A 24,491-nucleotide genomic window follows, 5' to 3' on the forward strand; every position below is an offset into this window, starting at 1 on the left:
GTATCTGTTATGTTTATGCCTTGAATCTACCTAATTTCTGGAATTTGCCCATGCAGGACACTCAAACCGTTGAAAAACCTTTAACCCAGTTCAAATCGAAGGCTGAATTGCACCAGGGTGCAAATGCAGAGATCGTGGCAGCTGGAGAGTGGTCCGTGCCTCAAATTGAGGCCTTATTTGCGCTTCCCTTTAATGAATTGATGCTTAAGGCCCAAGAGACTCATAAGGCTTATTTCCCTGAGGCTGATGTGGAATTAGCCACCTTGTTGTCAATCAAGACAGGTGGTTGTCCTGAGGATTGCGGCTATTGCCCTCAAGCTGCGCGTTATGACACCGACGTTAAGGCCGAGAAGTTGATGGGCTTGGACGAGGTTTTAGAGGCTGCCAAAGCAGCTAAAGCGGCTGGCTCTAACCGTTTCTGTATGGGTGCTGCTTGGCGCGAACCTAAAGACCGCGATATCGAAAAAGTCACTGCCATGATCAAGGGCGTAAAGGCCTTAGGACTTGAAACCTGCGCCACCTTGGGCATGCTGGAGGCCGATCAAGCTCAGGCGCTTCAAGAGGCTGGTTTGGACTTCTACAACCATAATCTAGATACCAGTGAAGACTTTTACCGCTCAGTAATTTCTACTCGGGGCTACCAGGATCGTTTAGATACGATTTCAAACGTCCGTGCTGCTGGTATGTCAGTGTGTTGTGGCGGCATCGTGGGTATGGGTGAGTCTAGAGAGCAGCGTGCCGCCTTTCTGGCGCGCTTAGCCAATCTGAGTCCATATCCAGAATCGGTGCCTATTAATCATTTGGTACCAGTTGCTGGCACTCCTTTGGCAGACCAAAAGCCCTTAGATCCACTCGAGTTTGTGAGAACCATTGCAGTTGCAAGAATCACCATGCCTAAAGCCCGTGTACGCCTTTCAGCAGGCCGTCAGGAGCTGGGCAGAGCTGTTCAGGCCATGTGCTTCTTGGCTGGCGCTAATTCGATTTTCTATGGTGAGCAATTACTCACTACTGGCAATCCAGAAGCCGAACAAGACCGTGAGCTCTTGGCTGAGTTGGGTCTAAAGACTAAGCAAAGCAGTAAAGCAGAGGTTTTGATCTAACTTTTCTCCAGAATGTCCCCAATAGATCGTCTTATTCTGGAGTTTGACACCGCCCTTCGGTCGGTTGTTGGGGGCGCTAATGCTCAAAGGCCTATTCCAGGGTCAAATTTAGCGAGTAACTCAGGGTTAGATGCCGCTGAACGAAAACATGCTGCAGGTCTCATGCGAGTAAATCACGTTGGCGAAGTTTGTGCTCAAGCGCTATATCAATCACAAAAATTAGTTGCACGAAATCCAGAAATTCAGGAGATGCTGAATCACTCAGGTCAAGAAGAGATGGATCATCTTGCGTGGTGTGAAACTCGCCTCCAAGAACTTGGTTCGCATACGAGTTATCTTAACCCGTTGTGGTATGCAGGATCCTTTGCAATCGGCATGGCAGCAGGCTTAGCGGGCGATAAGTGGAGCTTAGGTTTTGTGGCTGAAACAGAAAAACAAGTTGAGAATCACTTAGAAAGTCATCTCCAAAAATTGCCAAAAGAGGATCAACGCTCACGCGCAATTGTTGATCAAATGCGCGTTGATGAAATTGCTCACGGACAAGCTGCAAAAAATGCAGGCGGTGCACATTTGCCAGAACCCATTCAGAAAATAATGCAGGCAATGTCCAAGGTAATGACTACTACTGCTTACAAAATTTAAAACTGAAATACGATTTAATTCGCAAAATCTATTTCTGATTAACTTTGATATATTTTTTCGCCTATTACTGTTTTTAAATACAGTATATTTAGGGATTATCTAGCCCAATAGCTAAGATCTATTCTTAAGTATATTTTCCAAGCCATTGTTTCAAGTAGCTATTTTACTAACACCATTTTCTGAACACACGACGCTAAGTGTTTGTAAACACTAGAGAAATTCCTAAAAAAACTCCCAAAAACACTTGACCCTCTTAGTGCGATCCTCTAAAGTGGGAGGAAGTGTGAAAAAGTGGGGTAAATGGTGTTTCAAGGTGCGTCAGCTCTCAATTTAGATGCAAAAGGCCGCATGTCTGTGCCGGCAAAGCATCGCGACGCCTTGTTGGTACAAGGCGAGGGCCGAATCACGCTCACAAAACACCCCGATGGCTGCCTACTTCTCTTCCCAAGGCCTGAGTGGGAAACCTTCAGAGCGAGAGTTGCGCAATTGCCAATGGATGCTCACTGGTGGCGTCGCATCTTCTTGGGTAATGCAGCAGAAATGGATTTGGATAGCGCTGGTCGCGTGTTGGTTAGCCCTGAATTGCGCGCAGCAGCTGGAATAGAAAAAGAAGTGATATTGCTTGGCATGGGAAGTCACTTGGAATTGTGGGACGCAGCTACATACGCTGCAAAAGAACAGGCTGCGATTGCGCAAGGCATGCCTGAAGCACTCAAGCAATTTAATTTTTGATGACAGGGTGCTATGAACATAACTCATCGCCCAGTGTTACTGGCCGAGGCGGTGACGGCGCTAGTTGGTGGCCCACTGATTCAAAATCAAAATTCAGCAAAACAAATTCTGGTAATCGATGGAACCTTTGGGCGTGGCGGTCATACTCAAGCGCTGCTCAAAGAATTGAATCCATCAGCACGCATGATTTCCTTCGACAAGGATCTGGATGCGATCGCAGTAGCACAACAAATCAACGATCCGCGCTTGAAAATTGTTCACGACAGTTTTGCGCAAATGGATCAGTACGCAGAAACAGAATCGGTCGATGGAATTTTGTTGGATTTAGGAATCAGCTCGCCGCAAGTGGACGAAGCACATCGGGGATTTTCATTTCGTCGCGAAGGTCCGCTCGATATGCGCATGAATACCGATCATGGTTTGACGGCAGCAGAGTGGTTGGCGCAAGCACCGGTGGAGGAAATCACGCACGTGATTAAGACTTACGGAGAAGAGCGTTTTGCATTTCAGATTGCCAAAGCCATAGTGGCCAAGCGTGAAGAGGGTTTGTCCCCAAAAACAACAACAGCGTTGGCTAGTCTAGTTGCTAGCGTTGTCCGCACGCGTGAAGCAGGTCAAGATCCTGCTACTAGAACTTTTCAAGCCTTGCGTATTTTTATTAACCGAGAGTTAGAGGATTTAGAGCTTGGTTTAAAGGCGGCTTTGAAATTATTAAAGCCTGGCGCCAGACTAGCGGTGATTAGTTTTCACTCTCTTGAAGATCGAATTGTGAAGCAGTTTATGCAGGCACATGCAAAAGTGGAAGTCCCACGTGGCCTACCTGTGCGTGATAGAGATCTGCCGCAAAGCGTACTGGAAATTATTGGTCGTGTTAAGCCAAGTGATGCTGAGGTTTCTGAGAATCCGCGTGCACGTTCAGCAATTATGCGTGTTGCTGAAAAGCGCATGGGAGTAGTTGCATGAATCGTGCGACATTGACCTTGCTCGCATTGTTATTAATTTGTGCTCTATCCTTAGTAGCCGCGCAGCAGCGTGCGCGTAAGTTATTTATTCTGCAGGAACGTGCGCAAATTGAAGAGCGCAAGTTAAATCAAGAATGGTTACGTCTTGAATATGAGCAACGTAATCTTTCGAAGTCTGCGCGTATTCGTGATGTTGCGCGTAATCAATTGCGCATGTCCCCAATTTCTCCTGAACGTACTTTGTATCTGAGGGAGGCTAAATGAGGCCGGTCGGTTTTTCTACTACGCCTAATTTAGTGTTGCGTCTGCCAATGTGGCGGTCGCGTTTAATGCTATTCCTCTTATTCTTTGTTTTCATGATGCTATTACTGCGCGCATTTTGGATTCAGGGTCCAGGCAATGCGTTCTATGAGGCAAAAGGTGTACGAGGTACTCAGCGCGAGTTAGAGCTACCTGCGAGTCGTGGAAAAATTTTGGATCGTAATGGCCAGGTGATTGCAACCAGCTTGGAGGCTAAGTCGGTTATTGCCTATAACGATACAGTTCCTGATGATTTGGCCGCTGACAAAGTACAAAAGTTAGCTAGCCTTTTGCAGATCAGTGAAGCAGAGTTGCGTAAAAAATTAAAAGAAGAGCGTAAGCAGATCTTCTTAAAGCGCCAGGTTGATCCAGCAATTGCGCAACAAATTAAGCAATTAGAAATCCCAGGCATTGGTTTAAATAATGAATATCGCCGCTTCTATCCAGAGGGCGAGGCGATGGCGCACGTAGTTGGCTTTACAAATGTTAACGATAAAGGCCAAGAGGGTATGGAGCTTTCGAGAGAGAAAGATCTTGCCGGACACCCAGGGCAGAGACGTGTAGTGGTTGATCGTCTTGGGCGCGTTGTCGATGAAATGGCTATTTTGCAATTGCCACAAAATGGCAAGGACTTGAATCTTTCGATTGATAGCAAGATTCAGTTCTTAGCCTATAACGCTGTGAAAGATGCAGTTGAAAAGCATCACGCTAAAGCGGGTGGTGCGGTAGTGCTTGATACACAAACGGGCGAGATCTTGGCTTTGGCAAATTACCCGAGCTATAACCCGAATGATCGAAGAGTGCTAACAGGCGAGCAATTACGCAATCGTGTATTGACGGATACTTTCGAGCCTGGTTCAACTATGAAACCTTTGACTATTGCAATCGCTTTAGAAAAGGGAGCTGTTAAGCCGGACACCAATATGGTGATTGGTGCGAAATATTTAATTGGGCCTAAACCAATTACTGATACGCACCCCTATGGAAATCTAACGGTCTCTCAAATTATTCAAAAGTCTAGCAATATTGGTACAGCAAAGATTGCAATGAATAGTCTTTCCGCTGAAGAGATGTGGGATTTCTATACTGCAGTTGGCTTTGGACAAGCACCAAAAATTGGTTTCCCTGGCGCCGTTGCTGGAACGGTGCACCCATTTAAAAAGTGGATGCCGACAGATCAGGCGCGTATTGCATTTGGTTATGGTATTTCCGCCTCTTTATTTCAGGTTGCACGCGCATACACAGTATTTGCTCGGGATGGTGAATTAGTGCCTTTGACAATTGAGCGCAGTCCAGAGTTCAAGCCAGGCACTAAAGTTCTTTCTCCAAAAACTGCTATTGAAATGCGCAGCATGATGGAGTCTGTTACCGAGCCTGGTGGCACTGCTATTAAGGCGCAGGCTGAAGGATTCCGTGTCGGCGGCAAGACTGGAACAGCGCATAAGTTAGTTGGTAAGGGGTACGGCAATAAATATCGGGCTTACTTTGCTGGTTTAGCTCCCATTAGTGCGCCGCGGATTGTGGTTGCAGTGATGATTGATGAGCCTACTGGTGGAAGTCACTACGGTGGCGACGTAGCAGCTCCTGTGTTTTCAACAATTGTGAGCGAAACACTCCATACCTTAAATGTTTTGCCAGACAACAAAGTCAAGCAAATGGTATTGCAGGATAAGAGTCCACAGGAGATTCAAGCTGCAAATGCCCAAGCTCAACATGTGGTTTTGAAGCGATGAGGGTGGACTTGAAAATAGACACCAATCACTTGATTGACCACTTACACACTTTGGCGAACTCTTCCGCAAAAGTGTGTGCGGATAGTCGCCAGATTCAGTCTGGCGATATCTTTTTTGCATATCCTGTGGGTCATGGCAATGCATTGCGCGATGGCCGTCAATTTATCAACGCTGCTTTGGAAGCTGGTGCAGCAGCCGTAGTGTTTGATCCAGCGGGTATGGGTAATCAATTTGTTGATCATCCACAATGTTTCGCAGTTGCAAATCTTGCTGCACACGCAGGCCAATTGTGCTCGCAGTGGTATGAGCACCCTAGCAAGGAATTAAGCATCATCGGTGTGACTGGTACTAATGGGAAAACGAGCATTACTCAGTGGCTCGCCCAAGCTTTAGATACTAGCAATCACCGCGCTGCGGTTTTAGGCACCTTAGGTACTGGCTTTCCGGGATCTTTAGTTCAAACTGGCTATACCACTCCAGATGCTCCAAAGTTACAAACTCAGCTAGCAGAGTTGCGTAGCGCAGGTGCAAAGCAAGTAGCCATGGAAGTATCTTCACACGCATTAGATCAATATCGCATCTCTGGAACTGACTTAAATTGCGCGGTCTTCACCAATCTCACGCAAGATCATTTGGATTACCACGGCAATATGGCCGATTATGCTGAAGCAAAAGCAAAGCTATTTCAGCAGTCTGGGCTTAAGCACGCGGTGATCAATTTGGATGATGTATTTGGCCGTGAGTTAGCCATGAACTTATTGGCGAAAGATGGCCTGAAGGTATGGGCATATGCATTGTCTCCAGCAGCATTCTCGGGTTTTGAGAAGTTTGGTGAGCGCCTACAACGTAGTTATGCAAAAGATTCAGTCCTGAGCGGGGCGGGTTATCTCTCCACTTTTATTTGTGATGGCCTGGGCAGTGTCCAGCTTCATATTCCTTTGTTAGGTGAATTTAATTTAAGCAATGCCCTTGCAGTATGGACGGTATTGCTTTCGCAAGGTATGGGCTGTGAGCTTGCGTCACAAAAGGTTAGTCAATTAAATCCAGTGCTCGGTCGCATGGAGTTAATTCAACTTGGCAAACCTCAAAAAACAGAAGGTTTGTTGGCAGTTGTGGACTATGCACACACCCCGGATGCTTTAGAGAAAACTTTGCGCGCTTTACGCCCTATCGCGGATCAACGTGGCGGAAATATTTGGTGCGTATTTGGTTGTGGTGGTGATAGAGATGTCGGCAAGCGATCGTTGATGGGCGCTGTTGCTGAGCGTTACGCCGATCAGGTTTTGATTACAAGCGACAATCCGCGGTCAGAAGATCCACAGGCCATCATGCAGATGATTCGTGATGGTATGAGATCTGAAGCACAAAATGTTCAGATGATTGCTGATCGTGCGGCTGCCATTATGGCTGCCATTCGTCATGCAGGTCCTCGCGATATTGTATTGGTTGCTGGTAAGGGTCATGAGACTACCCAAGAAATCAATGGTAAGAAATTTGATTTCTCGGACCAAGAACATATTCGCTTAGCTGCTGGGGGCGGAATCTAATGCCCATCATGACAATGCTTGCGCAAGCACAGGCTATGCTGCCTGGAAGCACATTAATTAATGCTTCTACTGACACTGCCAAAGAATTAACTATTTCTCGAGTAGGTACTGATAGTCGCCAAATTGAGCGTAATGAGTTATTTGTGGCTCTAGTGGGCGAGCGTTTTGACGCGCATGACTTTTTATCTGATGTAGCGAAAGCAGGTGCAGGGGCTGCGTTAATTAGTAGCCAGGATAAATGTCCGGCAGACTTACCAGCCATTTGTGTTTCCAATACTCGCGTTGGTTTAGGAAACTTAGCTAAAGCATGGCGCGTCAATCATCCAGTTCCTTTGGCATTAGTTACTGGGAGTAATGGCAAGACTACTGTTAAAGAAATGATCGCATCGATTTTTAAGGCTGCGGTTGGCGAACAACATACCTTGGTAACTAAGGGTAACTTAAATAACGATATTGGCTTACCTTTAACACTATTAAAGTTACGCTCCACTGATCGCCTGGCAGTTGTTGAGCTGGGAATGAATCATCCAGGCGAGACTGCACAGTTAGCTGCAATTGCACAGCCCAATATTGCGTTAATCAATAATGCCCAACGTGAGCATCAGGAGTTTATGGCAACGGTAGCGGCCGTAGCTGAAGAGCACTCGGATGCAATTCGTGCGTTGCCAGGTGACGGTGTTGCTGTATTTCCAGCGGATTCAGAATTTTCAAATGTGTGGCGACAAGCTGCTGCCGGTCGAAAAGTAATGGATTTCGTTCTGTCATCTGCGCAGAACAAGGTTTCAGCTGCGGTGACGGGAACTCTATTAAGCAATGGGCTGGTAAAGATTCAAGCGGAACAGGGCTCTATCGAAGTTCAATTAAATACATTGGGCAGTCACAATGTGCGTAATGCCCTGGCAGCAAGTGCTGTCGGCATTGCAGCAGGCATTGGTCTTGAAAAAATCAAACAAGGTCTTGAGTCTTTCTCACCTGTGAATGGCCGCATGCAGGCTAAAGTAATAGATTCAAATCGAACCCTCATTGATGATAGCTACAACGCTAATCCCGATTCTGTGCGAGCAGCGATCGATGCCTTAAAGCAATCAGGCAATTTATCTTGGTTGATTTTGGGTGATATGGGTGAGGTTGGTAATCAAGGCCCTGAGTTCCATCGCGAGGTAGGTGCATACGCGGCTGAGCAGGGAGTCAGTAAGCTGTTTGCTCTAGGTGAGCAGTGTCAATTTGCATTGCAGGGATTTAACGAGTCCGCTAACAATAATGCAACTTCATTGCATGCAAAACATTTCACAGATATGGATAGTTTGATTGTGCAATTAAAAGATGCACTTCATGCTCAGTCCAGCGGCAGTAATCAGCATTTAAATATTTTGGTTAAAGGTTCACGGTTTATGCGCATGGAGCGTGTAGTGCAGGCCTTGTTAGAGGAGGCTAAAACATGCTCTTAATGTTGGCGCAATGGTTGCAGGATGACTTCGGATTTTTCCGGGTGTTTAACTACATCACTTTTAGAGCGGTGATGGCAACGGTGACTGCATTGTTAATCGGTTTGGCTGCAGGACCTTGGGTTATTCGCAAGCTCACTGCCTTAAAGATGGGTCAAGCAGTAAGAACTGACGGACCGCAAACGCATTTAGTGAAATCAGGCACTCCAACAATGGGTGGTGTTTTGATTTTGATTGGTATCTTTATTTCATGCATATTGTGGGCAGATCTTAGCAATCGATTTATTTGGATTGTGATGATTGTTACCTTTGGCTTTGGCTTGGTAGGTTGGGTAGATGATTACCGTAAAGTGGTCTACAAAGATCCTAAGGGTATGGCCTCGAAAGAGAAATTCTTTTGGCAAACCTTGATTGGTTTATTTGCTGCAATCTATCTCGCATTCTCTGTTTCTGAAGTTAACAACCTCAAGGTGCTGCAACTGTTCTATGAGTGGCTCAGAAGCGGCTTTGCTTTAGACCTACCAGCAAAAACGAACTTGCTATTACCGTTTATGAAGGAAGTAAGCTACCCATTGGGAATTATGGGCTTCATTATTTTGAGTTACTTAGTCATTGTTGGTAGCAGTAACGCAGTGAATCTAACTGATGGTCTTGATGGTTTGGTCATCATGCCGGTGATTCTGGTGGGCGCGGCTTTAGGTGCTTTTGCCTATGTGATGGGTAATGCGATTTATGCGAAGTACCTCCTCTTTCCTTATATCCCGGGTGCTGGTGAGTTGATGATCTTCTGCGGTGCTATGGGTGGCGCAGGATTGGCTTTCCTTTGGTACAACACCCATCCAGCCCAAGTATTTATGGGTGACGTAGGTGCGCTAGCTTTAGGCGGTGCACTCGGCACTATTGCAGTCATTGTTCGACAAGAAATTGTCTTATTTGTGATGGGCGGCATTTTTGTTGCCGAAACCCTTTCAGTCATGCTCCAAGTATTTTGGTTCAAAGTAACTAAAAAACATTTTGGCGAAGGTCGTCGTATTTTCCGAATGGCACCATTGCATCATCATTTTGAATTGGGTGGCTGGAAAGAAACACAAGTAGTTGTGCGCTTCTGGATCATCACGATTCTCTTAGTCTTAATTGGCTTATCTAGCTTGAAGTTACGGTGATCCAAAAGTAAATATGTTGATTTTAGAAAATACCTTCGCTAATTCAGCTTTCATGACTGATGAAGGCTATCAAGCACCAAGCCGATTCCTCATTTTAGGTTTGGGTGAATCTGGTGTCGCCATGGCTAAGTGGTGCTTGCGTAATGGTGCAGAAGTCCGTCTCGCCGACACTCGTGAGCAATCATCATTAAGTGAGCGTCAGAATTCTTGGTTGCAAGAGCTTCATATTGCGGGTCTAAAAGATACCTGTTTTGGGCCTTTGAGTGATGACTTACTCAAAGGGATTGATGTGGTTGGTATCAGTCCAGGACTTTCTCCGGTGCAAGATCCAACATATTCTTTCTTGGTAAAAGCTGAAGAAGCTGAAATCGACGTTTGGAGCGAAATTGAATTTTTTGCTCGTGCAATTTCAGCTTTAAGCCGTATGGCGCAGGCACAAGAGTCCAGTTATGAGACTGCAGTATTGGCAATCACTGGCACCAATGGCAAAACAACCACTACCGCATTAACAGGGCAACTCTGTGAGCGTGCTGGCAAGAAAGTAGCTGTTGCGGGCAACATCAGTCCAGCTGCGTTAGAAAAGCTCATGAGTTGCTTAGATTTGGCAGATCAAATTGTGGATATGCCAGACGTATGGGTCCTCGAGTTATCTAGCTTTCAGTTGGTCTACACCCACACATTAAATGCTACTGCAGCAACGGTTCTCAATATTACTCAGGACCATTTAGATTGGCACGGAGATATGTCGGCTTATGCAGAAGCTAAGTCAAGAATATTTGGCCCCGATACAGTGTGCATTCTGAATCGCGATGATTCATTGGTGATGGGATTGCTTTCGGAAGATCAAAAAGCGGAGAAGTCTATTGTGACTTTTGGTTCTAATCGTCCAGATGAGCAAGGCGCCTTTGGTATTGAGCATGACTTGCGTGCTGGCGGTATTGATTGGTTAGTCTGGGCTGAAGTTGATGAGGATGTGGAGCCCAAGCCTAAGCGTCGTCGTAAGTCCGCAGTTGTAGAGGATGATGAGCCGTTACGCCTTAAGCGTTTAATTCCGGCTGATGCATTAAGAATTCGTGGTCGACACAATGCATTAAATGCCTTAGCTGCGCTTGCCTTGGCGCGTGCAGCGAAACTACCGATGAACGTGCTCTTGCATGGTTTACGTGATTATCATGGCGAGCCTCATCGAGTACAAAGCATTGCGATTGTTAAAGACGTTGAGTATGTGGACGATAGTAAAGGCACTAATGTGGGTGCTACTGTTGCCGCATTAAATGGTTTAGGTAATAACGAATTAGGTAAACGTATTTGGTTAATTGCTGGTGGAGATGGTAAGGGGCAAGATTTCAGCCCACTTCGTGAACCAGCTTTGCGTTTTGTAAAAGGCGCCTTCGTAATTGGTAAAGATGGTGTTGCCATTGGCGAAGCATTAGGCGCTGGAATACCTGTCACTAATTGCGGTGACTTGGTGACTGCAGTTCAGGCTGTAGCTGCACAGGCAATATCTGGCGACATAGTGTTGTTATCTCCAGCTTGCGCTAGCTTGGATCAGTTCCGTGACTATAAAGAACGTGCTCAAGTATTTGCTGCAGAAGTCGAAGAGTTGGGAATGCGCTTTGAAGGGGTCCAAGCATGAACTTAAAAGAGAAATTCTTTCCTGAAAACCGTCTTGGATTAAATCGTTTCTGGAATTTTTCTAGAGGCGGAATCGATAACTTCCGTACTGGCTTGCGAGATGCGGTATCTGGCGTAGAGCAAACTCGTTCGCGCATGATGGAGTATGACCAGTTACTTGTTTGGGCAATTTTGTCCCTCATGTTGATTGGTCTAGTGATGGTGTATTCAGCTTCTATTACTTTGGCTGATGGACCTAAGTATGCAAACTACAGTAGCAACTTTTTCTTGATCCGCCATATGATTTCTTTGGCGATTGCTATTGGAGTGGGGATTTGGGCTTTCAAGATTCCTACAAAGGTGTGGGATCGCTATTCGCCAGTCATTTTTGGATTTACCGTTTTACTGCTTATCGCGGTACTCATTCCAGGTGTGGGCAAAGGGGTGAATGGCGCTAAGCGCTGGATTCCTCTGGGATTAATGAACTTTCAGCCTTCCGAGTTAATGAAATTTGCTGCAGTGATCTTTGCGGCAAGCTATACAGTGCAACGTCAAGAATATCTCCATTCATTTGTTAAGGGCATGCTACCTATGGGTATTGCAGTTGCCTTGGTTGGTGGCTTGCTGATGGCTGAGCCGGATATGGGTGCATTCGTAGTGGTTGCATTGATTGCATTTGGCATTCTCTTTTTGGGCGGTATCAACGCTAAATTATTCGGTGGTTTGATTGCAGTTGGCTTGATGAGCGGTGCAACGATGATTGCGCTCTCACCATTCCGTCGTGGACGTATGTTGGCATTTATGGATCCATGGCAGGTAGATAACGCAGCCAATAAGGGGTATCAATTAACCCATTCACTCATGGCTTTTGGACGTGGCGAGTGGTTTGGTACAGGTCTTGGCGGTAGCGTAGAAAAATTACATTACTTGCCTGAAGCCCATACCGATTTCATCATGGCAGTGATTGGTGAGGAGCTTGGTTTTGTTGGCGTAGTCGTGATGATCTTCTTGTTCTACTGGATCGTACGTCGCGCATTCTTAATCGGACGCACCGCATTGCAATTAGATCGTAGCTTTGCAGGACTTGCTGCTAAGGGTGTGGCTATTTGGATTGGTTGGCAGGCCTTTATTAATATGGGTGTGAACCTTGGGCTGTTACCAACTAAAGGTTTGACTTTGCCATTGGTGAGTTATGGTGGCTCCGGAATTTTGATGAATGCTGTTGCAATGGCAATGCTGTTACGCATTGATTTTGAAAATCGCATTCTGATGCGTGGAGGGAAGCTTTGACAAAACCCTCAATTCTTGTGATGGCTGGTGGAACTGGTGGGCATATCTTCCCAGGCCTAGCTGTCGCTGAATACTTGCGGATTTGTGGTTGGAATGTCTCTTGGTTGGGTAATCAAGCAGGCATGGAGTATCGACTCGTGAAATCTTGTGACTTTCCATTCGAGGCGGTTGATTTTGGTGGTCTGCGTGGCAAGGGCTTAAAGACAAAGTTGATGCTGCCTATTAATCTCATGCGTGCGTGTATCCAAAGTTGGAAAATCATGCGCCGTGTTAAGCCGAATGTTGTTCTGGGTATGGGAGGGTACATTACTTTCCCAGGCGGCTTGGTGACTAAATTCCTAAAGCGCCCGCTAGTTTTGCATGAAGCCAATTCAGTGGCTGGTAGCGCCAATCTTGCGCTGAGCAAAATTGCTATGCGGACTTTGACTGGATTCCCTAATACGATGGCTCATGCTGAATGGGTTGGCAATCCGATTCGCGAAGAGTTTGATCATATGCTTGCACCAGCAGTGCGTTATGAGCAGCGCCAAGGACCGCTTTCTATTTTGGTGGTGGGCGGTAGCTTAGGGGCCGCAGCTTTAAATGAAAATATTCCAGCTGCATTGGCATTGATTCCTGAGGCATCTCGTCCAAGAGTGATTCATCAAGCAGGGGATAAGCATTTGGCGGATCTTGAAAAGCGTTATGCCGAGCTGGGTGTCGTGGCAGATATTCGTTCATTTATTGATGACATGCCCTCAGCGTATTCGCAGGCGGATTTAGTAATTTGTCGCTCAGGTGCAATGACAGTTTCTGAAATTGCGGCTTGTGGTGTTGCCTCTTGCCTCATACCTTTCCCATTTGCAATTGATGACCATCAAACTGCTAATGCACAGTTTTTGTCAAATGCAGACGCAGCAGTTTTATTGCCCCAGCCTTTACTTAATCCACAAGATTTGGCGTTGATGATTCAAAACTTGGATCGCACAGATTTAAAAGAGATGGCATTGCGTGCGTATGCCTTAGCGAAGCCGCATGCAACTCAGCGAGTAGCTGAAGTGTGTGCAGATTGTGCGGGGGTGGGTAAATGAAGCATATCGTTCAGCAAATTCACTTCATCGGCATCGGTGGCGCTGGTATGAGCGGCATTGCTGAGGTGCTGTTGAACTTGGGGTATCAGGTTTCAGGGTCAGACCTTGCTGAGGGCGCTGTTACTAAGCGCCTGCAGGAGCTGGGCGCCGTTATTCACATTGGCCATGATCCTAAAAATATTGGCACTGCAGAGGCGGTTGTGATCTCAACCGCTGTCGCTGGAAATAATCCAGAAGTATTGGCTGCTCGTGCTGCAAAAATTCCCGTCATTCAACGTGCTGTGATGTTGGGTGAGCTGATGCGTTTAAAGCAAGGTATTGCGATTGCTGGAACGCATGGTAAAACAACTACCACCAGCTTAGTTGCATCAGTTTTGGCTGAGGGCGGTTTAGATCCTACATTTGTGATTGGCGGAAAACTCAATTCGGCTGGGGCTAATGCCCGCTTAGGACGTGGCGACTTCATTGTGGTTGAGGCCGATGAATCTGATGCATCTTTCTTGCAATTATTTCCAGCGATGGAAGTAGTTACCAATATTGATGCAGATCATATGGATACCTATCAGCATGATATGGCCCGCTTAAAGCAAGCGTTTGTGCAGTTTATTCAGCGCATGCCGTTTTATGGTGTCGCAGTACTCTGTATTGATGATGCAAATGTGCGCGACATCATTCCGTTCGTATCTCAGCCAGTACTTCGCTACGGTTTATCCGAAGATGCTGATATCCGCGCTAGCAATGTACGTGCCGATGGCACTCGCATGCACTTTACTGTTGATCGTCGCACCGTTCGTAGACATGGCAATAAACCTGGTCCGCTCAATGTGACACTGAACTTGCCTGGGCTACATAATGTACGTAATGCTTTGGCGGCTATTGGAATAGCAACAGAGTTAGGCGTCGGCGATGAAGCAATAACAAAAGCGCTTTCTGAATTTAGCGGTGTTGGTCGTCGCTTCCAGCGTTATGGAGAAATTCCGCTGGCATCGGGCGGCAGCTTTACTTTGATTGATGATTACGGTCATCACCCAGTAGAGATGGCGGCAACCTTGGCTGCTGCACGCGGAGCCTATCCAGATCGCCGTTTAGTTCTGGCGTTCCAGCCACATCGCTTTACTAGAACACGTGATTGTTTTGGTGAGTTTGTACAGGTCCTTAGAAGCTTTGATGCATTGGTGTTGACTGATGTCTATCCAGCAGGCGAAGCCAAAATTCCGGGGGCAGATGGTAAGAGCTTGATGAAAGCCGCTATTGCTGAAGATAAGAATTCAAAAGCCTTATTAAATTCAGGTGCAGTTGCTTATGCTGCAAGCATTGCTGAGATGCCAGAAAAATTAAGTCAAGTTTTAAAAGATGGGGATGTTTTAATTACGATGGGTGCAGGATCAATTTCTGCTTTGCCGCATACGTTAGCGGAGGCAAAGCATGTCTAAGGTAGTTGCTAACTTAAGTTCTTGGGGTGATCGCGTTAAGTCGACCCTGGCTAGTTTGGATATCAAGTCTTTCGGCCGCGTGGGTGTATTGCTTGGTGGTAAATCTGGCGAGAGAGAAATCTCACTGATGTCAGGCAATGGTGTGCTGGAAGCCTTGCGCTCTAAAGGTGTGGATGCCCATGCCTTTGATACCGGTTTGCGTTGCCCAACTGAACTAGCTAAAGAAAAATTTGATCATATTTTCATTTCGCTACACGGTCGCTTTGGTGAGGATGGCACGATTCAAGGTCTGCTTGAATTACTGGGTCTGCCCTATACCGGAAGTGGCGTTTTAGCCTCTGCTTTAGCAATAGACAAGATCGTTACTAAGCAAGTCTGGATTAGTAATGGACTCGCAACTCCTGAGTATGAAGAATTAACTGCAACAAGCGATTGGAATGCGGTTGTTCAGCACTTAGGTTTGCCATTAATTGTGAAGCCCGCACATGAAGGCTCTTCTTTGGGCTTAACCAAGGTGAAATCAGTAGAAGAGCTACCAGCTGCCTACAAACTTGCGGCCGGGTTAGATAAAAAAGTGATTGCAGAGACCTGCATTGTTGGCGATGAATTAACTTGTCCATTGGTTGGTCAAGGAAAAACAGCTGAAGCATTGCCTGTCATCAAAATTATTCCGCCACAAGCAAATTATGATTTCCACAATAAGTATTTCTCTGATGAAACTCAGTACCTATGCCCAACAGGACTTGCACCAGAGGTGAATGCAGCCGTGCAGGAATTAGCCTTGGCGGCTTACAAGGCTTTGGGTTGCCGGACTTGGGGCCGCGCTGATGTGATGCTGGAGCAAAAAACTGGCAAACCTTATTTGCTGGAAATGAATACTTCTCCAGGCATGACCTCTCATTCATTGGTGCCAATGGCTGCTAAGGCCGCGGGTATTGAGTATGCGGATTTGGTACTTTGGTTACTGAGTCAAACGCTGCAGCAAAAAGAGGGTGCTCTTGCATGAGTAACTTCATGGACCGTTTCGGTGAAATTTTCTCCATGTTGATGGCCCCGCTCTGGAATCATTCAGATCGCATGGAAAAGCTGAGTCGTTTCTTGATCCGTTGCTTTGTAGTGATGCTCGTCATTGGCATTTTGGTATGGCTTAGTCAACGTCCAGTGTTTGCCTTAAAGCAAATTCAAATTGAGCCGGTTGCAGGGCAAACACTCAAGCATATTAAGAAACCTATTGTGAAACAACAGGTCTTAGAAACGGTTCAGGGTAATTTCTTTAGTGTTCGCCTTGAGGATGTAAAGCGTGGATTTGAAAGCATGCCTTGGGTACGACACGCGAATGTCCGTCGGGTTTGGCCAAATGGATTAGTGGTGAGCATCGAAGAACAAAAGCCCTTTGGTACATGGGGTGGCGCTGAAAGCCACACTTTGATGAATACACACGGCGAGCTGTTTGCTGGACGCGTCTCTGAGATAGGTGACGATATCCGTTTGGTAGATTTCTCTGGTCCCCCAGATTCCGGTAAAGAGGTGATGAGTCTTTATGAAAAAGCGAATAACTGGTTTAAGCCATGGGGCGCAGAAGTTACCAGCCTTGCTCTCACAGAGCGTTATGCATGGCACGTCAGGCTATCTAACGGCATGAAGGTCGAGTTTGGGCGTGATGAAGAAAGCTCCGATAAAAATTTGACCGAAGAGCGTGTGGCACGCTTGTTTAAATATTGGCCCCAAGTACAGGAAAAGTGGGCAAATCGAATTGATGCAATTGATTTGCGATATGCGAATGGTTTTGCAGTTCATCTTGCCTCTGCAAGTTTGAAAAAGAGTGATGTAGATGGCAAAAAAAGCGAGATGAAGCAATGAGGAATGGTGATGAGTAAAGACAATCGCGATGTTTTGGTTGGGTTAGATATTGGTACATCTAAGGTCGTCGCCTTAGTTGCTGAACTGTCTCCTGATGGTCAATTTAATGTAGTCGGTGTTGGTCAAACTGCATCTAAGGGGCTCAAGAAGGGTGTTGTAGTCAATATTGAGGCGACTGTTCAATCGATTCAAAAAGCGCTTGAAGAAGCTGAAGTCATGGCAGATCGCCAGATCGTTCAAGTGTTTACCGGTATTGCCGGTAACCATATTGTGAGTTTTAACTCGAGCGGCATGGTTGCGATACGCGATAAAGAGGTTGGTGCTGGTGATGTGGAGCGCGTACTCGAGACTGCCAAAGCAATCAATATTCCAACGGATCAGCAAATTTTGCACATCCTCGTTCAAGAATTCATTATTGACGGACAGGAAGACGTGCGTGAGCCAATCGGTATGAGCGGTCTTCGTTTGGAGGTGAAGGTTCATATCGTTACTGGCGCTGTGAGTGCTGCACAAAATATTGTGAAGTGCGTACGTCGTTGTGGACTTGAAGTGAATGACTTAATTCTGCAGCCATTAGCCTCCAGTTTGGCGGTCTTAACTGAGGATGAGAAAGAGCTTGGCGTGGTCTTGGTAGATATTGGTGGTGGAACCACTGATATTGCAATTTATTGTCAAGGATCAATTCGCCATACTGCAGTGATTCCAATTGCAGGTGATCAAATTACCAATGACATAGCAATGGCATTACGTACGCCAACGATTGATGCTGAAGATTTGAAGATTGCGCATGGCATTGCTCGTCAAGATATGGCTGATCCCACTGCGATGATTGACGTTCCAGGAGTGGGTGATCGTGAGCCACGCCCGATGTCTAAACAAGCTTTGGCAGCAGTAATTGAACCGCGTGTTGAAGAGCTATTTACGCTCGTGCGCGGCGTAGTTCGTGACTCCGGTTACGAAGATATGGTTTCTTCCGGAATTGTTTTAACTGGGGGTACAGCACTGATGCCTGGCATGGTGGAATTAGCTGAGCAAGTCTTCTTAAGACCGGCTCGCATAGGTACTCCGGAATACCGTGGTCACTTACATGAAGTTTTACGTAGTCCCAGATATGCCACCAGCATTGGTTTGCTGATGGAAGGTCAAGCGCAGTTGTTGCGTGGCCGCCGTGTTTCTCAATCAGGCGCACTACAGGGAGTGATCTCGCGCATGAAGGAATGGTTCGCAGGAAATTTTTAAGTTTTTTTCGTCGTCGTCAATGTAGTACGTTTTTTACCTAGGAGGGTATATGGAATTTGAAATGTTAGATCAAGAAACAGCTGGCAAGACCATTATTAAAGTGGTTGGAGTCGGTGGCGCTGGTGGTAATGCTGTCCAGCACATGATCCGTCGTGGTGTTAACGGCGTAGAGTTCATTTGCATGAACACCGATGCTGGCGCTTTACAGCGCTCTGAGGCATCTGTGAATTTGCAACTGGGCTCTAGCGGATTGGGTGCAGGGGCTAAACCAGAAATCGGTGCAGCATCTGCTGAAGAGGCGCGAGCTCGTATTGCCGATACCTTGCAAGGCGCGCATATGGTGTTCATCACTGCTGGTATGGGTGGCGGCACTGGAACTGGTGCAGCTCCGATTGTTGCTCAAGTGGCAAAAGAAATGGGCATTCTCACTGTTGGCGTGATTAGTAAGCCATTTGATTTCGAGGGTGTAAAGCGTTTGAAGGTAGCTGAGAACGGCGCTGCAGAACTCGAATCTTATGTGGATTCATTGATTGTGGTTCTCAATGAGAAACTTTTTGAAGTGATGGGCGAAGATGCTGAGTTCGATAAAGCATTCGCTTGCGCTGATGACGTGTTGCATAACGCGGTTTCTGGCATTGCAGAAATTATTAATGTTCAAGGTTTGATCAACGTTGACTTTGAAGACGTTAAGACTGTGATGGGTGAGCAAGGTAAAGCCATGATGGGAACAGCAACTGTTTCCGGTATGGATCGTGCACGCTTGGCTGCTGAAGCTGCAGTTGCATCACCATTGCTCGAAGGTGTTGATCTGTCTGGTGCACGCGGTGTACTGGTGAATATTACTGCTAGCCGTTCATTGAAGTTGTCTGAGACTCGTGAAGTGATGGCTGCTATTCGTGGCTATGCTGCAGATGATGCAACTGTGATCTTCGGTACTGTGTATGACGAGAGCTTGGGTGATGCATTGCGCGTGACGGTGGTTGCTACTGGTTTGAATAATCCTCAAGCTCGTAAAAATAACCAGCCAGAAGTAGTTTGGAGACAGGCTACTGGTACACACGATGCAATGCCAACAATGGCAGATCTTAATAGTTTTGCACCTGCAAGCCCATCCGCTGCAATGAGCAAGGTAAGCATGGACTCTGCTTTGGGAACTAGCGCAGGTTTGGCCTTGACTGGTGCTGGTAGTGCTCCAGCAATGGCAACTCAGCCAGCAACTTCTGGAGTTGATTACAGCCAATATGATTTGCCACGTGTTTTTCGTAGCTCTCGTGAAGCGACTCCTGCGCCTACATTAGGTGCAGATAGTTCTCCACAGGCCAAATCCATGTTGGACAAAGGGGCTGATTACTATGAAATCCCAGCCTTTTTGCGTAAGCAAGCAGATTAATTGACTGCTTAATACAATAGGTAATTGCAAAATGCCAGCGCGGCGCCCCTCCGGACGACGAATCCCGCGCTTGCGTTGGCATGCTTACTAACAATTATTTATTGGAGATGTCATGATTGCTGTTGGACAAAAATTACCAAACGCTACTCTTTATGAATTTATGAATGAAGAGACTGAAGGCTGCTCCTTGGGGCCAAATGCCTTTGAAGTTGAGAAGTTGGTAGCAGGAAAAAAGATTGTTATCTTTGCATTGCCTGGTGCATTTACACCTACTTGTTCTGCAAAACACGTGCCTGGTTATGTCGAGCATTGTGATGCGATTAAAGCAAAGGGTGTTGACGAGATTTGGTGTATCTCTGTGAATGACCCATTTGTGATGGGTGCATGGGGTCGTGATCAGAAGGTGGGCAAAAAGATTCGCATGTTGGGCGATGGTAGCGCTGAGTTCACTAAAAAACTTGGTTTAGAGTTAGATTTAACAGCTCGTGGATTGGGCGTGCGCTCTGATCGCTATGCAATGATTATTGAAGATGGTGTTGTAAAGTCACTGGATCGTGAAGCGCCAGGTAAGTTTGAAGTAAGTGACGCCGCTTCTATTTTGAAAAAGCTGTAATTAGAATTTCTTAACAAATATCCCCTGAATTTAAATAGCTAAATATGATGAAGCAACGCACTATCGCAACTCCGGTGAAAACCGTGGGGATTGGCTTGCATTCTGGTCGTAAGGTCACGATTTCTATTAAACCTGCGCCGGTAAATTCAGGAGTTCAGTTTGTTAGGGTAGATACACCTGAGCAGTCTGTTGTTCCCGCAACCGCTTTAGCGGTATGTGATACCAGGCTGGCCTCTGTGATCCAGAAAGATGGCATACGCGTCTCTACGGTTGAGCATTTGTTATCAGCCTGCGCTGGACTCGGTCTTGATAATTTATTCATTGAGCTCGATGGTGAGGAAGTGCCTATCATGGATGGTAGCGCTGCCTCTTTTTTATTTTTAATTGAATCAGCAGGTATTGCTGAACAAGAGGCACCGCGTCAATTTGTCGTTATTAAAAAGCCGGTAGAGGTTCGTGAAGGCGACAAGCTTGCACGTCTAGAACCATTCTTTGGATTTAAGTTAGATTTCACGATTGACTTCAAGCATCCTGCTGTAGATAAAACGGGTCAACGTTTTGTAGTGGATTTTGCAGAACATGCTTACCGCAGCGAAATTGGTCGTGCGCGTACTTTTGGATTTGCTCACGAAGTTGAGGCGCTACGTGAAATGGGTTTAGCGCGTGGCGGCAGTTTAGATAACGCAATTGTTTTGGATGAGCATCGAATTTTAAATAACGAAGAACTTCGTTATGAAGATGAATTTGTGCGTCACAAAATCTTGGATGCGATTGGCGATCTCTATCTCATTGGTCATCCGATTGTGGGAGCTTATGTTGCCGAGAAATCAGGTCACGCTCTCAATAACGCACTTTTACGTAAGCTTCTGGAAGATCCAAACTCTTATGAAATCAGCTCTTTTGCTGAAAATAAGGCGCCCAGTGCCTATTCTCAAGAAAGTCAGCCACTCTTTTTCTAAGAGATCTGAGATAGTCTTTTAAGTTATTTAGGCTTGTTTTTAAGAAGCTTCTCGATAGATGAGCGCAAGCTTGACTCTGGCTCTAGTCTTTCTAAAAGAGACTCCCAGGATTTCCTGGCTACATCATTTAACCCCTTTGGCTTCTCACGTTGAGTATCAGGGCGAGGTTTTACCTCCCAGGCTGGTGGTGCAGGCTTAACCCGTACCATAATTGCCTTGCAAGAGACCCCTTTTTTCTCTAACTCTTTGATTAAGCTAGGTAAAATCTGCTGGAGGCGGCTGGCAATACTGGCGCTATTAACCAGCAAAAAAAGCTCTTCTTGGGGGCCGGAACGCCACCCCGCCTCAATTTTGGGGCTGAGATGCCCTAAATCCAGAGCTGTCAGGGCGGCGTGGATATTCGCCTTGAGCTTAGCTAGGTCTTCTGTTTTGGCCAAAATGCCCCCAAGACCATTGGATTCTCGTAGGTAATCCATCCAGTCATGAGCTGTGTGCTTGCGGGAGGATTTAGGGGTGAAGTTCATAAAAAATGGGGTTGCGGGTGATAAACTCAAGGACTTAATTTTCTTCAATATCCCATGGTAATCGGTCTTCTTAAAACCCTGGTCGGCAGTCGTAACGACCGCCTCTTAAAACAGTATCGCAAAGTCGTTGCCAAGGTCGGCGCTTTTGAAGCGAGCCTGCAATCTTTGGATGATGCTGCACTTGCTGCAAAGACTGCAGAATTCAAGTCACGCCTTGCATCTGGCGAATCATTGGACGACATTGCAGCGGAAGCTTTTGCGGTAGTTCGTGAAGCAAGCGTTCGCGTGATGAAGATGCGTCACTTCGATGCTCAGATTTTGGGTGGCTTAGCCTTGCATCAGGGCAAGATTGCCGAGATGGGCACGGGCGAAGGAAAAACCTTAACTGCGACCCTTCCAGTTTATTTAAATGCATTAACTGGTAAGGGCGTCCACGTTGTAACTGTGAATGATTATTTGGCACAGCGTGATGCTGAATGGATGTCTAAGCTCTACAACTTCTTAGGTATGAAAGTGGGTGTCAATCTATCTCAGATGGATCACACCACTAAGCAAGAAGCTTATGCGGCAGACATTACTTACGGCACAAATAATGAGTTTGGCTTTGACTACTTGCGTGACAACATGGTTCAAGATTTGGGTCAGCGAGTACAGCGTGGCTTAGCATACGCAATTGTTGACGAAGTTGACTCTATTTTGATTGATGAGGCACGCACCCCATTAATTATTTCTGGCCAGGCAGAAGATCATACCGATCTGTATATCAAGATCAATGCACTGCCATCTTATTTAGAGCGTCAGATTGGCGAAGAGAAGGCTGACGGCACTGGTGTTGAGAAGCCGGGTGACTACTGGGTAGACGAGAAGTCTCAACAGGTTTATCTGACAGAGCAAGGTCATGATAAGGCTGAGGCTGTATTGGTACAGTTAGGTGCGCTAAATGATGGCGACTCCCTATACGCGCCACAAAATATTACTTTGATGCATCACGTGTATGCAGCCTTGCGTGCACACTCTTTGTATCACCGCGACCAACATTATGTTGTTCAAAATAATGAAGTAATCATTGTTGATGAATTTACTGGCCGTTTGATGCAAGGTCGTCGTTGGTCTGATGGATTGCATCAAGCTGTGGAAGCTAAAGAAGGCGTGCAGATTCAAAATGAGAATCAAACTTTAGCTACGATTACTTTCCAAAATTATTTCCGCATGTATGGCAAGTTGGCTGGTATGACTGGTACCGCTGACACAGAGGCTTATGAGTTTAAGGAAATTTACAACCTAGAAACAGTTGTAATTCCTCCTAACCGCATTAGCCAAAGAAAAGATAAACAAGATCAGATCTACAAGTCCTCTAGCGAACGCTATGATGCGGTGATTAAAGATATTCAAGACTGTTATGAGCGTGGGCAGCCAGTATTGGTGGGTACTACCTCGATTGAAAACTCCGAGTTGATCGCAAAGCTACTTGATCAACGTAAGTTGCCGCACCAAGTTTTGAATGCTAAACAGCATGCTCGTGAAGCAGAAATTATTGCCCAAGCAGGCCGTCCAAAAATGATCACGATTGCTACCAATATGGCGGGTCGTGGTACTGACATTGTGTTGGGCGGTAATGTGGGCAAGCAGTCTTCATTGATTGAGGCTGATAGCGCTCTTTCTGAAGCTGAAAAAGCAGCCAAGATTAAGCAATTACAAGATGAATGGCAAAGTATTCATGACCAGGTTCTTGCATCAGGTGGATTGCATATCATCGGTACTGAGCGCCATGAGAGCCGCCGTATTGATAATCAGTTAAGAGGTCGTTCCGGTCGCCAAGGTGATCCTGGCTCTTCCCGTTTCTATCTTTCATTAGATGATGCACTTCTTCGTATTTTTGCGGGCGATCGTTTGCGCGCTGTGATGGATCGACTGAAGATGCCGGATGGCGAGCCGATTGAAGCAGGCATGGTGACTCGTTCTATTGAGTCAGCTCAGCGCAAAGTTGAAGGCCGTAACTTTGATATTCGTAAGCAGTTGCTAGAGTATGACAACGTTGCCAATGATCAGCGCAAAGAAACTTACCGCCTCAGAAATGAAGTGCTTGAGAGTGATGATATTGGCGACTTAATTGCTAATTTACGTGAAGATGTATTGCGTTCAGTATGCTCACTTTACGTACCTCATGAGTCCATGGAAGAGCAATGGGATCTCACTGGCTTGGAAAATGTTTTGGCCAGCGAGTGGGGCCTGACTGTTGACTTGAAGAATTGGGTTGAGGGCGCCGATACCGTAGATGATTCTGAAATCGTTGAGCGTGTATTGCAGGCTGCTAAAGACGCATACGATTCAAAAGTAAATCTCTCCGGTCGCGAATCCTTTGCCGGTTTTGAGCGCTCAGTGCTTTTATACAGCCTCGATAGCCACTGGCGCGAGCACTTAGCTGCCTTGGATCATTTGCGTCAAGGTATTCATTTGCGTGGTTACGCTCAAAAGGATCCTAAGCAAGAATATCGCCGTGAAGCATTCGAGTTGTACGGTGAATTACTTAATGTCATTAAGAATGATGTTGTGAAGAACATCATGACAGTCCAGATTCGAAGTGCAAGCGAGCTAGATCAAGCTTCTGAATCAATGAATGACGACTTAGCAAGACTATCCGACGTTCAATACCAGCATGCCGATCCAGATAAAGAGGTAGCAGGCTCAACAGGTGATCGTGGTGCTGCAATTGATATTCAGCCAGCGCCACTTCGAGTGGGGCCAAAGGTAGGGCGTAATGATCCCTGCACCTGCGGTAGCGGTAAGAAATACAAAAACTGCTGCGGTGCACTAGCTTAACTAATAAGGGTTTTAAAAAGTGTTATCCAAGGGGGCTTAAAGCCCCCTTTCTTTT

General features: G+C 46.3%; 21 protein-coding genes. 20 read left to right on the forward strand and 1 reads right to left on the reverse strand.

From position 1 onward, the window contains the following. Positions 1-50 precede the first annotated feature (50 nt). From bioB to lpxC, 19 genes are all read left to right on the forward strand, one after another. The gene (gene bioB / locus ICN23_RS05115; RefSeq protein ID WP_216231178.1) at positions 51-1,100 is read left to right on the forward strand and encodes a biotin synthase BioB; all 1,050 of its coding nucleotides are present in this window, start codon (positions 51-53) and stop codon (positions 1,098-1,100) included. Between the two features lie 12 nt (positions 1,101-1,112). After that, the gene (gene coq7 / locus ICN23_RS05120) at positions 1,113-1,742 is read left to right on the forward strand and encodes a 2-polyprenyl-3-methyl-6-methoxy-1,4-benzoquinone monooxygenase (RefSeq protein WP_216231179.1); all 630 of its coding nucleotides are present in this window, start codon (positions 1,113-1,115) and stop codon (positions 1,740-1,742) included. Positions 1,743-2,045: 303 nt separating this feature from the next. Further along, positions 2,046-2,474 (forward strand): division/cell wall cluster transcriptional repressor MraZ, encoded by a 429-nt coding sequence (mraZ, locus tag ICN23_RS05125; RefSeq protein ID WP_068320686.1) that lies wholly within the window; start codon positions 2,046-2,048, stop codon positions 2,472-2,474. A 12-nt stretch (positions 2,475-2,486) separates the two neighbouring features. Continuing rightward, positions 2,487-3,437, forward strand: a complete 951-nt coding sequence (gene rsmH / locus ICN23_RS05130; protein ID WP_216231180.1) for a 16S rRNA (cytosine(1402)-N(4))-methyltransferase RsmH — start codon at positions 2,487-2,489, stop codon at positions 3,435-3,437. After that, on the forward strand, positions 3,434-3,700 hold the full coding sequence (gene ftsL, locus ICN23_RS05135; protein ID WP_068320283.1) for a cell division protein FtsL: 267 nt from the start codon (positions 3,434-3,436) through the stop codon (positions 3,698-3,700). Before rsmH ends, ftsL begins: the two co-directional genes overlap by 4 nt. Beyond that, positions 3,697-5,469 carry a penicillin-binding protein 2 gene (locus tag ICN23_RS05140; protein WP_216231181.1) on the forward strand — a complete coding sequence of 591 codons (1,773 nt, stop codon included), beginning with the start codon at positions 3,697-3,699 and terminating at the stop codon, positions 5,467-5,469. The genes ftsL and ICN23_RS05140 overlap by 4 nt, the downstream gene beginning before the upstream one ends. Then, complete coding sequence (locus ICN23_RS05145) at positions 5,466-7,016, forward strand: UDP-N-acetylmuramoyl-L-alanyl-D-glutamate--2,6-diaminopimelate ligase (RefSeq protein ID WP_216231182.1); 1,551 nt, start codon at positions 5,466-5,468, stop codon at positions 7,014-7,016. The genes ICN23_RS05140 and ICN23_RS05145 overlap by 4 nt, the downstream gene beginning before the upstream one ends. A gap of 8 nt (positions 7,017-7,024) precedes the next feature. After that, positions 7,025-8,464 (forward strand): UDP-N-acetylmuramoyl-tripeptide--D-alanyl-D-alanine ligase, encoded by a 1,440-nt coding sequence (murF, locus tag ICN23_RS05150; protein ID WP_216231183.1) that lies wholly within the window; start codon positions 7,025-7,027, stop codon positions 8,462-8,464. Further along, positions 8,455-9,624, forward strand: coding sequence for a phospho-N-acetylmuramoyl-pentapeptide-transferase (mraY, locus tag ICN23_RS05155; RefSeq protein ID WP_216231184.1), 1,170 nt, complete (start codon positions 8,455-8,457; stop codon positions 9,622-9,624). Before murF ends, mraY begins: the two co-directional genes overlap by 10 nt. 52 nt (positions 9,625-9,676) lie before the next feature. Further along, complete coding sequence (gene murD / locus ICN23_RS05160) at positions 9,677-11,260, forward strand: UDP-N-acetylmuramoyl-L-alanine--D-glutamate ligase (RefSeq protein ID WP_216231923.1); 1,584 nt, start codon at positions 9,677-9,679, stop codon at positions 11,258-11,260. Then, a complete protein-coding gene (gene ftsW / locus ICN23_RS05165) occupies positions 11,257-12,528 on the forward strand; it encodes a putative lipid II flippase FtsW (RefSeq protein ID WP_068320291.1) in 1,272 nt (423 codons plus the stop codon). Before murD ends, ftsW begins: the two co-directional genes overlap by 4 nt. A gap of 20 nt (positions 12,529-12,548) precedes the next feature. Continuing rightward, the gene (murG, locus tag ICN23_RS05170; protein WP_216231924.1) at positions 12,549-13,598 is read left to right on the forward strand and encodes an undecaprenyldiphospho-muramoylpentapeptide beta-N-acetylglucosaminyltransferase; all 1,050 of its coding nucleotides are present in this window, start codon (positions 12,549-12,551) and stop codon (positions 13,596-13,598) included. Then, entirely contained in the window at positions 13,595-15,031 is a 1,437-nt protein-coding gene (gene murC / locus ICN23_RS05175) for a UDP-N-acetylmuramate--L-alanine ligase (protein WP_216231185.1), read from the forward strand. The genes murG and murC overlap by 4 nt, the downstream gene beginning before the upstream one ends. Further along, complete coding sequence (locus ICN23_RS05180) at positions 15,024-16,037, forward strand: D-alanine--D-alanine ligase (RefSeq protein ID WP_216231186.1); 1,014 nt, start codon at positions 15,024-15,026, stop codon at positions 16,035-16,037. The genes murC and ICN23_RS05180 overlap by 8 nt, the downstream gene beginning before the upstream one ends. Further along, a complete protein-coding gene (locus ICN23_RS05185) occupies positions 16,034-16,891 on the forward strand; it encodes a cell division protein FtsQ/DivIB (RefSeq protein WP_216231187.1) in 858 nt (285 codons plus the stop codon). The genes ICN23_RS05180 and ICN23_RS05185 overlap by 4 nt, the downstream gene beginning before the upstream one ends. Positions 16,892-16,900: 9 nt before the next feature. Continuing rightward, a complete protein-coding gene (gene ftsA, locus ICN23_RS05190; RefSeq protein ID WP_216231188.1) occupies positions 16,901-18,130 on the forward strand; it encodes a cell division protein FtsA in 1,230 nt (409 codons plus the stop codon). A gap of 49 nt (positions 18,131-18,179) precedes the next feature. Further along, on the forward strand, positions 18,180-19,520 hold the full coding sequence (gene ftsZ / locus ICN23_RS05195; protein WP_216231189.1) for a cell division protein FtsZ: 1,341 nt from the start codon (positions 18,180-18,182) through the stop codon (positions 19,518-19,520). 112 nt (positions 19,521-19,632) lie between these two features. Continuing rightward, positions 19,633-20,133 (forward strand): peroxiredoxin, encoded by a 501-nt coding sequence (locus ICN23_RS05200; protein WP_216231190.1) that lies wholly within the window; start codon positions 19,633-19,635, stop codon positions 20,131-20,133. 44 nt (positions 20,134-20,177) lie between these two features. Beyond that, a complete protein-coding gene (gene lpxC, locus ICN23_RS05205) occupies positions 20,178-21,092 on the forward strand; it encodes a UDP-3-O-acyl-N-acetylglucosamine deacetylase (protein WP_216231191.1) in 915 nt (304 codons plus the stop codon). A gap of 23 nt (positions 21,093-21,115) precedes the next feature. Here the strand turns inward: lpxC and ICN23_RS05210 are convergent, their stop codons facing one another. Next, positions 21,116-21,646, reverse strand: a complete 531-nt coding sequence (locus ICN23_RS05210; RefSeq protein WP_255532706.1) for a hypothetical protein — start codon at positions 21,644-21,646, stop codon at positions 21,116-21,118. A gap of 24 nt (positions 21,647-21,670) precedes the next feature. Here ICN23_RS05210 and secA point away from each other — a divergent pair, with 24 nt between their 5' ends. Further along, positions 21,671-24,436 carry a preprotein translocase subunit SecA gene (gene secA, locus ICN23_RS05215; RefSeq protein WP_216231192.1) on the forward strand — a complete coding sequence of 922 codons (2,766 nt, stop codon included), beginning with the start codon at positions 21,671-21,673 and terminating at the stop codon, positions 24,434-24,436. Positions 24,437-24,491: the final 55 nt, after the last annotated feature.

It is taken from the genome of Polynucleobacter sp. MWH-Jannik1A5 (assembly GCF_018881795.1).
Classification (GTDB): Bacteria; Pseudomonadota; Gammaproteobacteria; order Burkholderiales; family Burkholderiaceae; genus Polynucleobacter.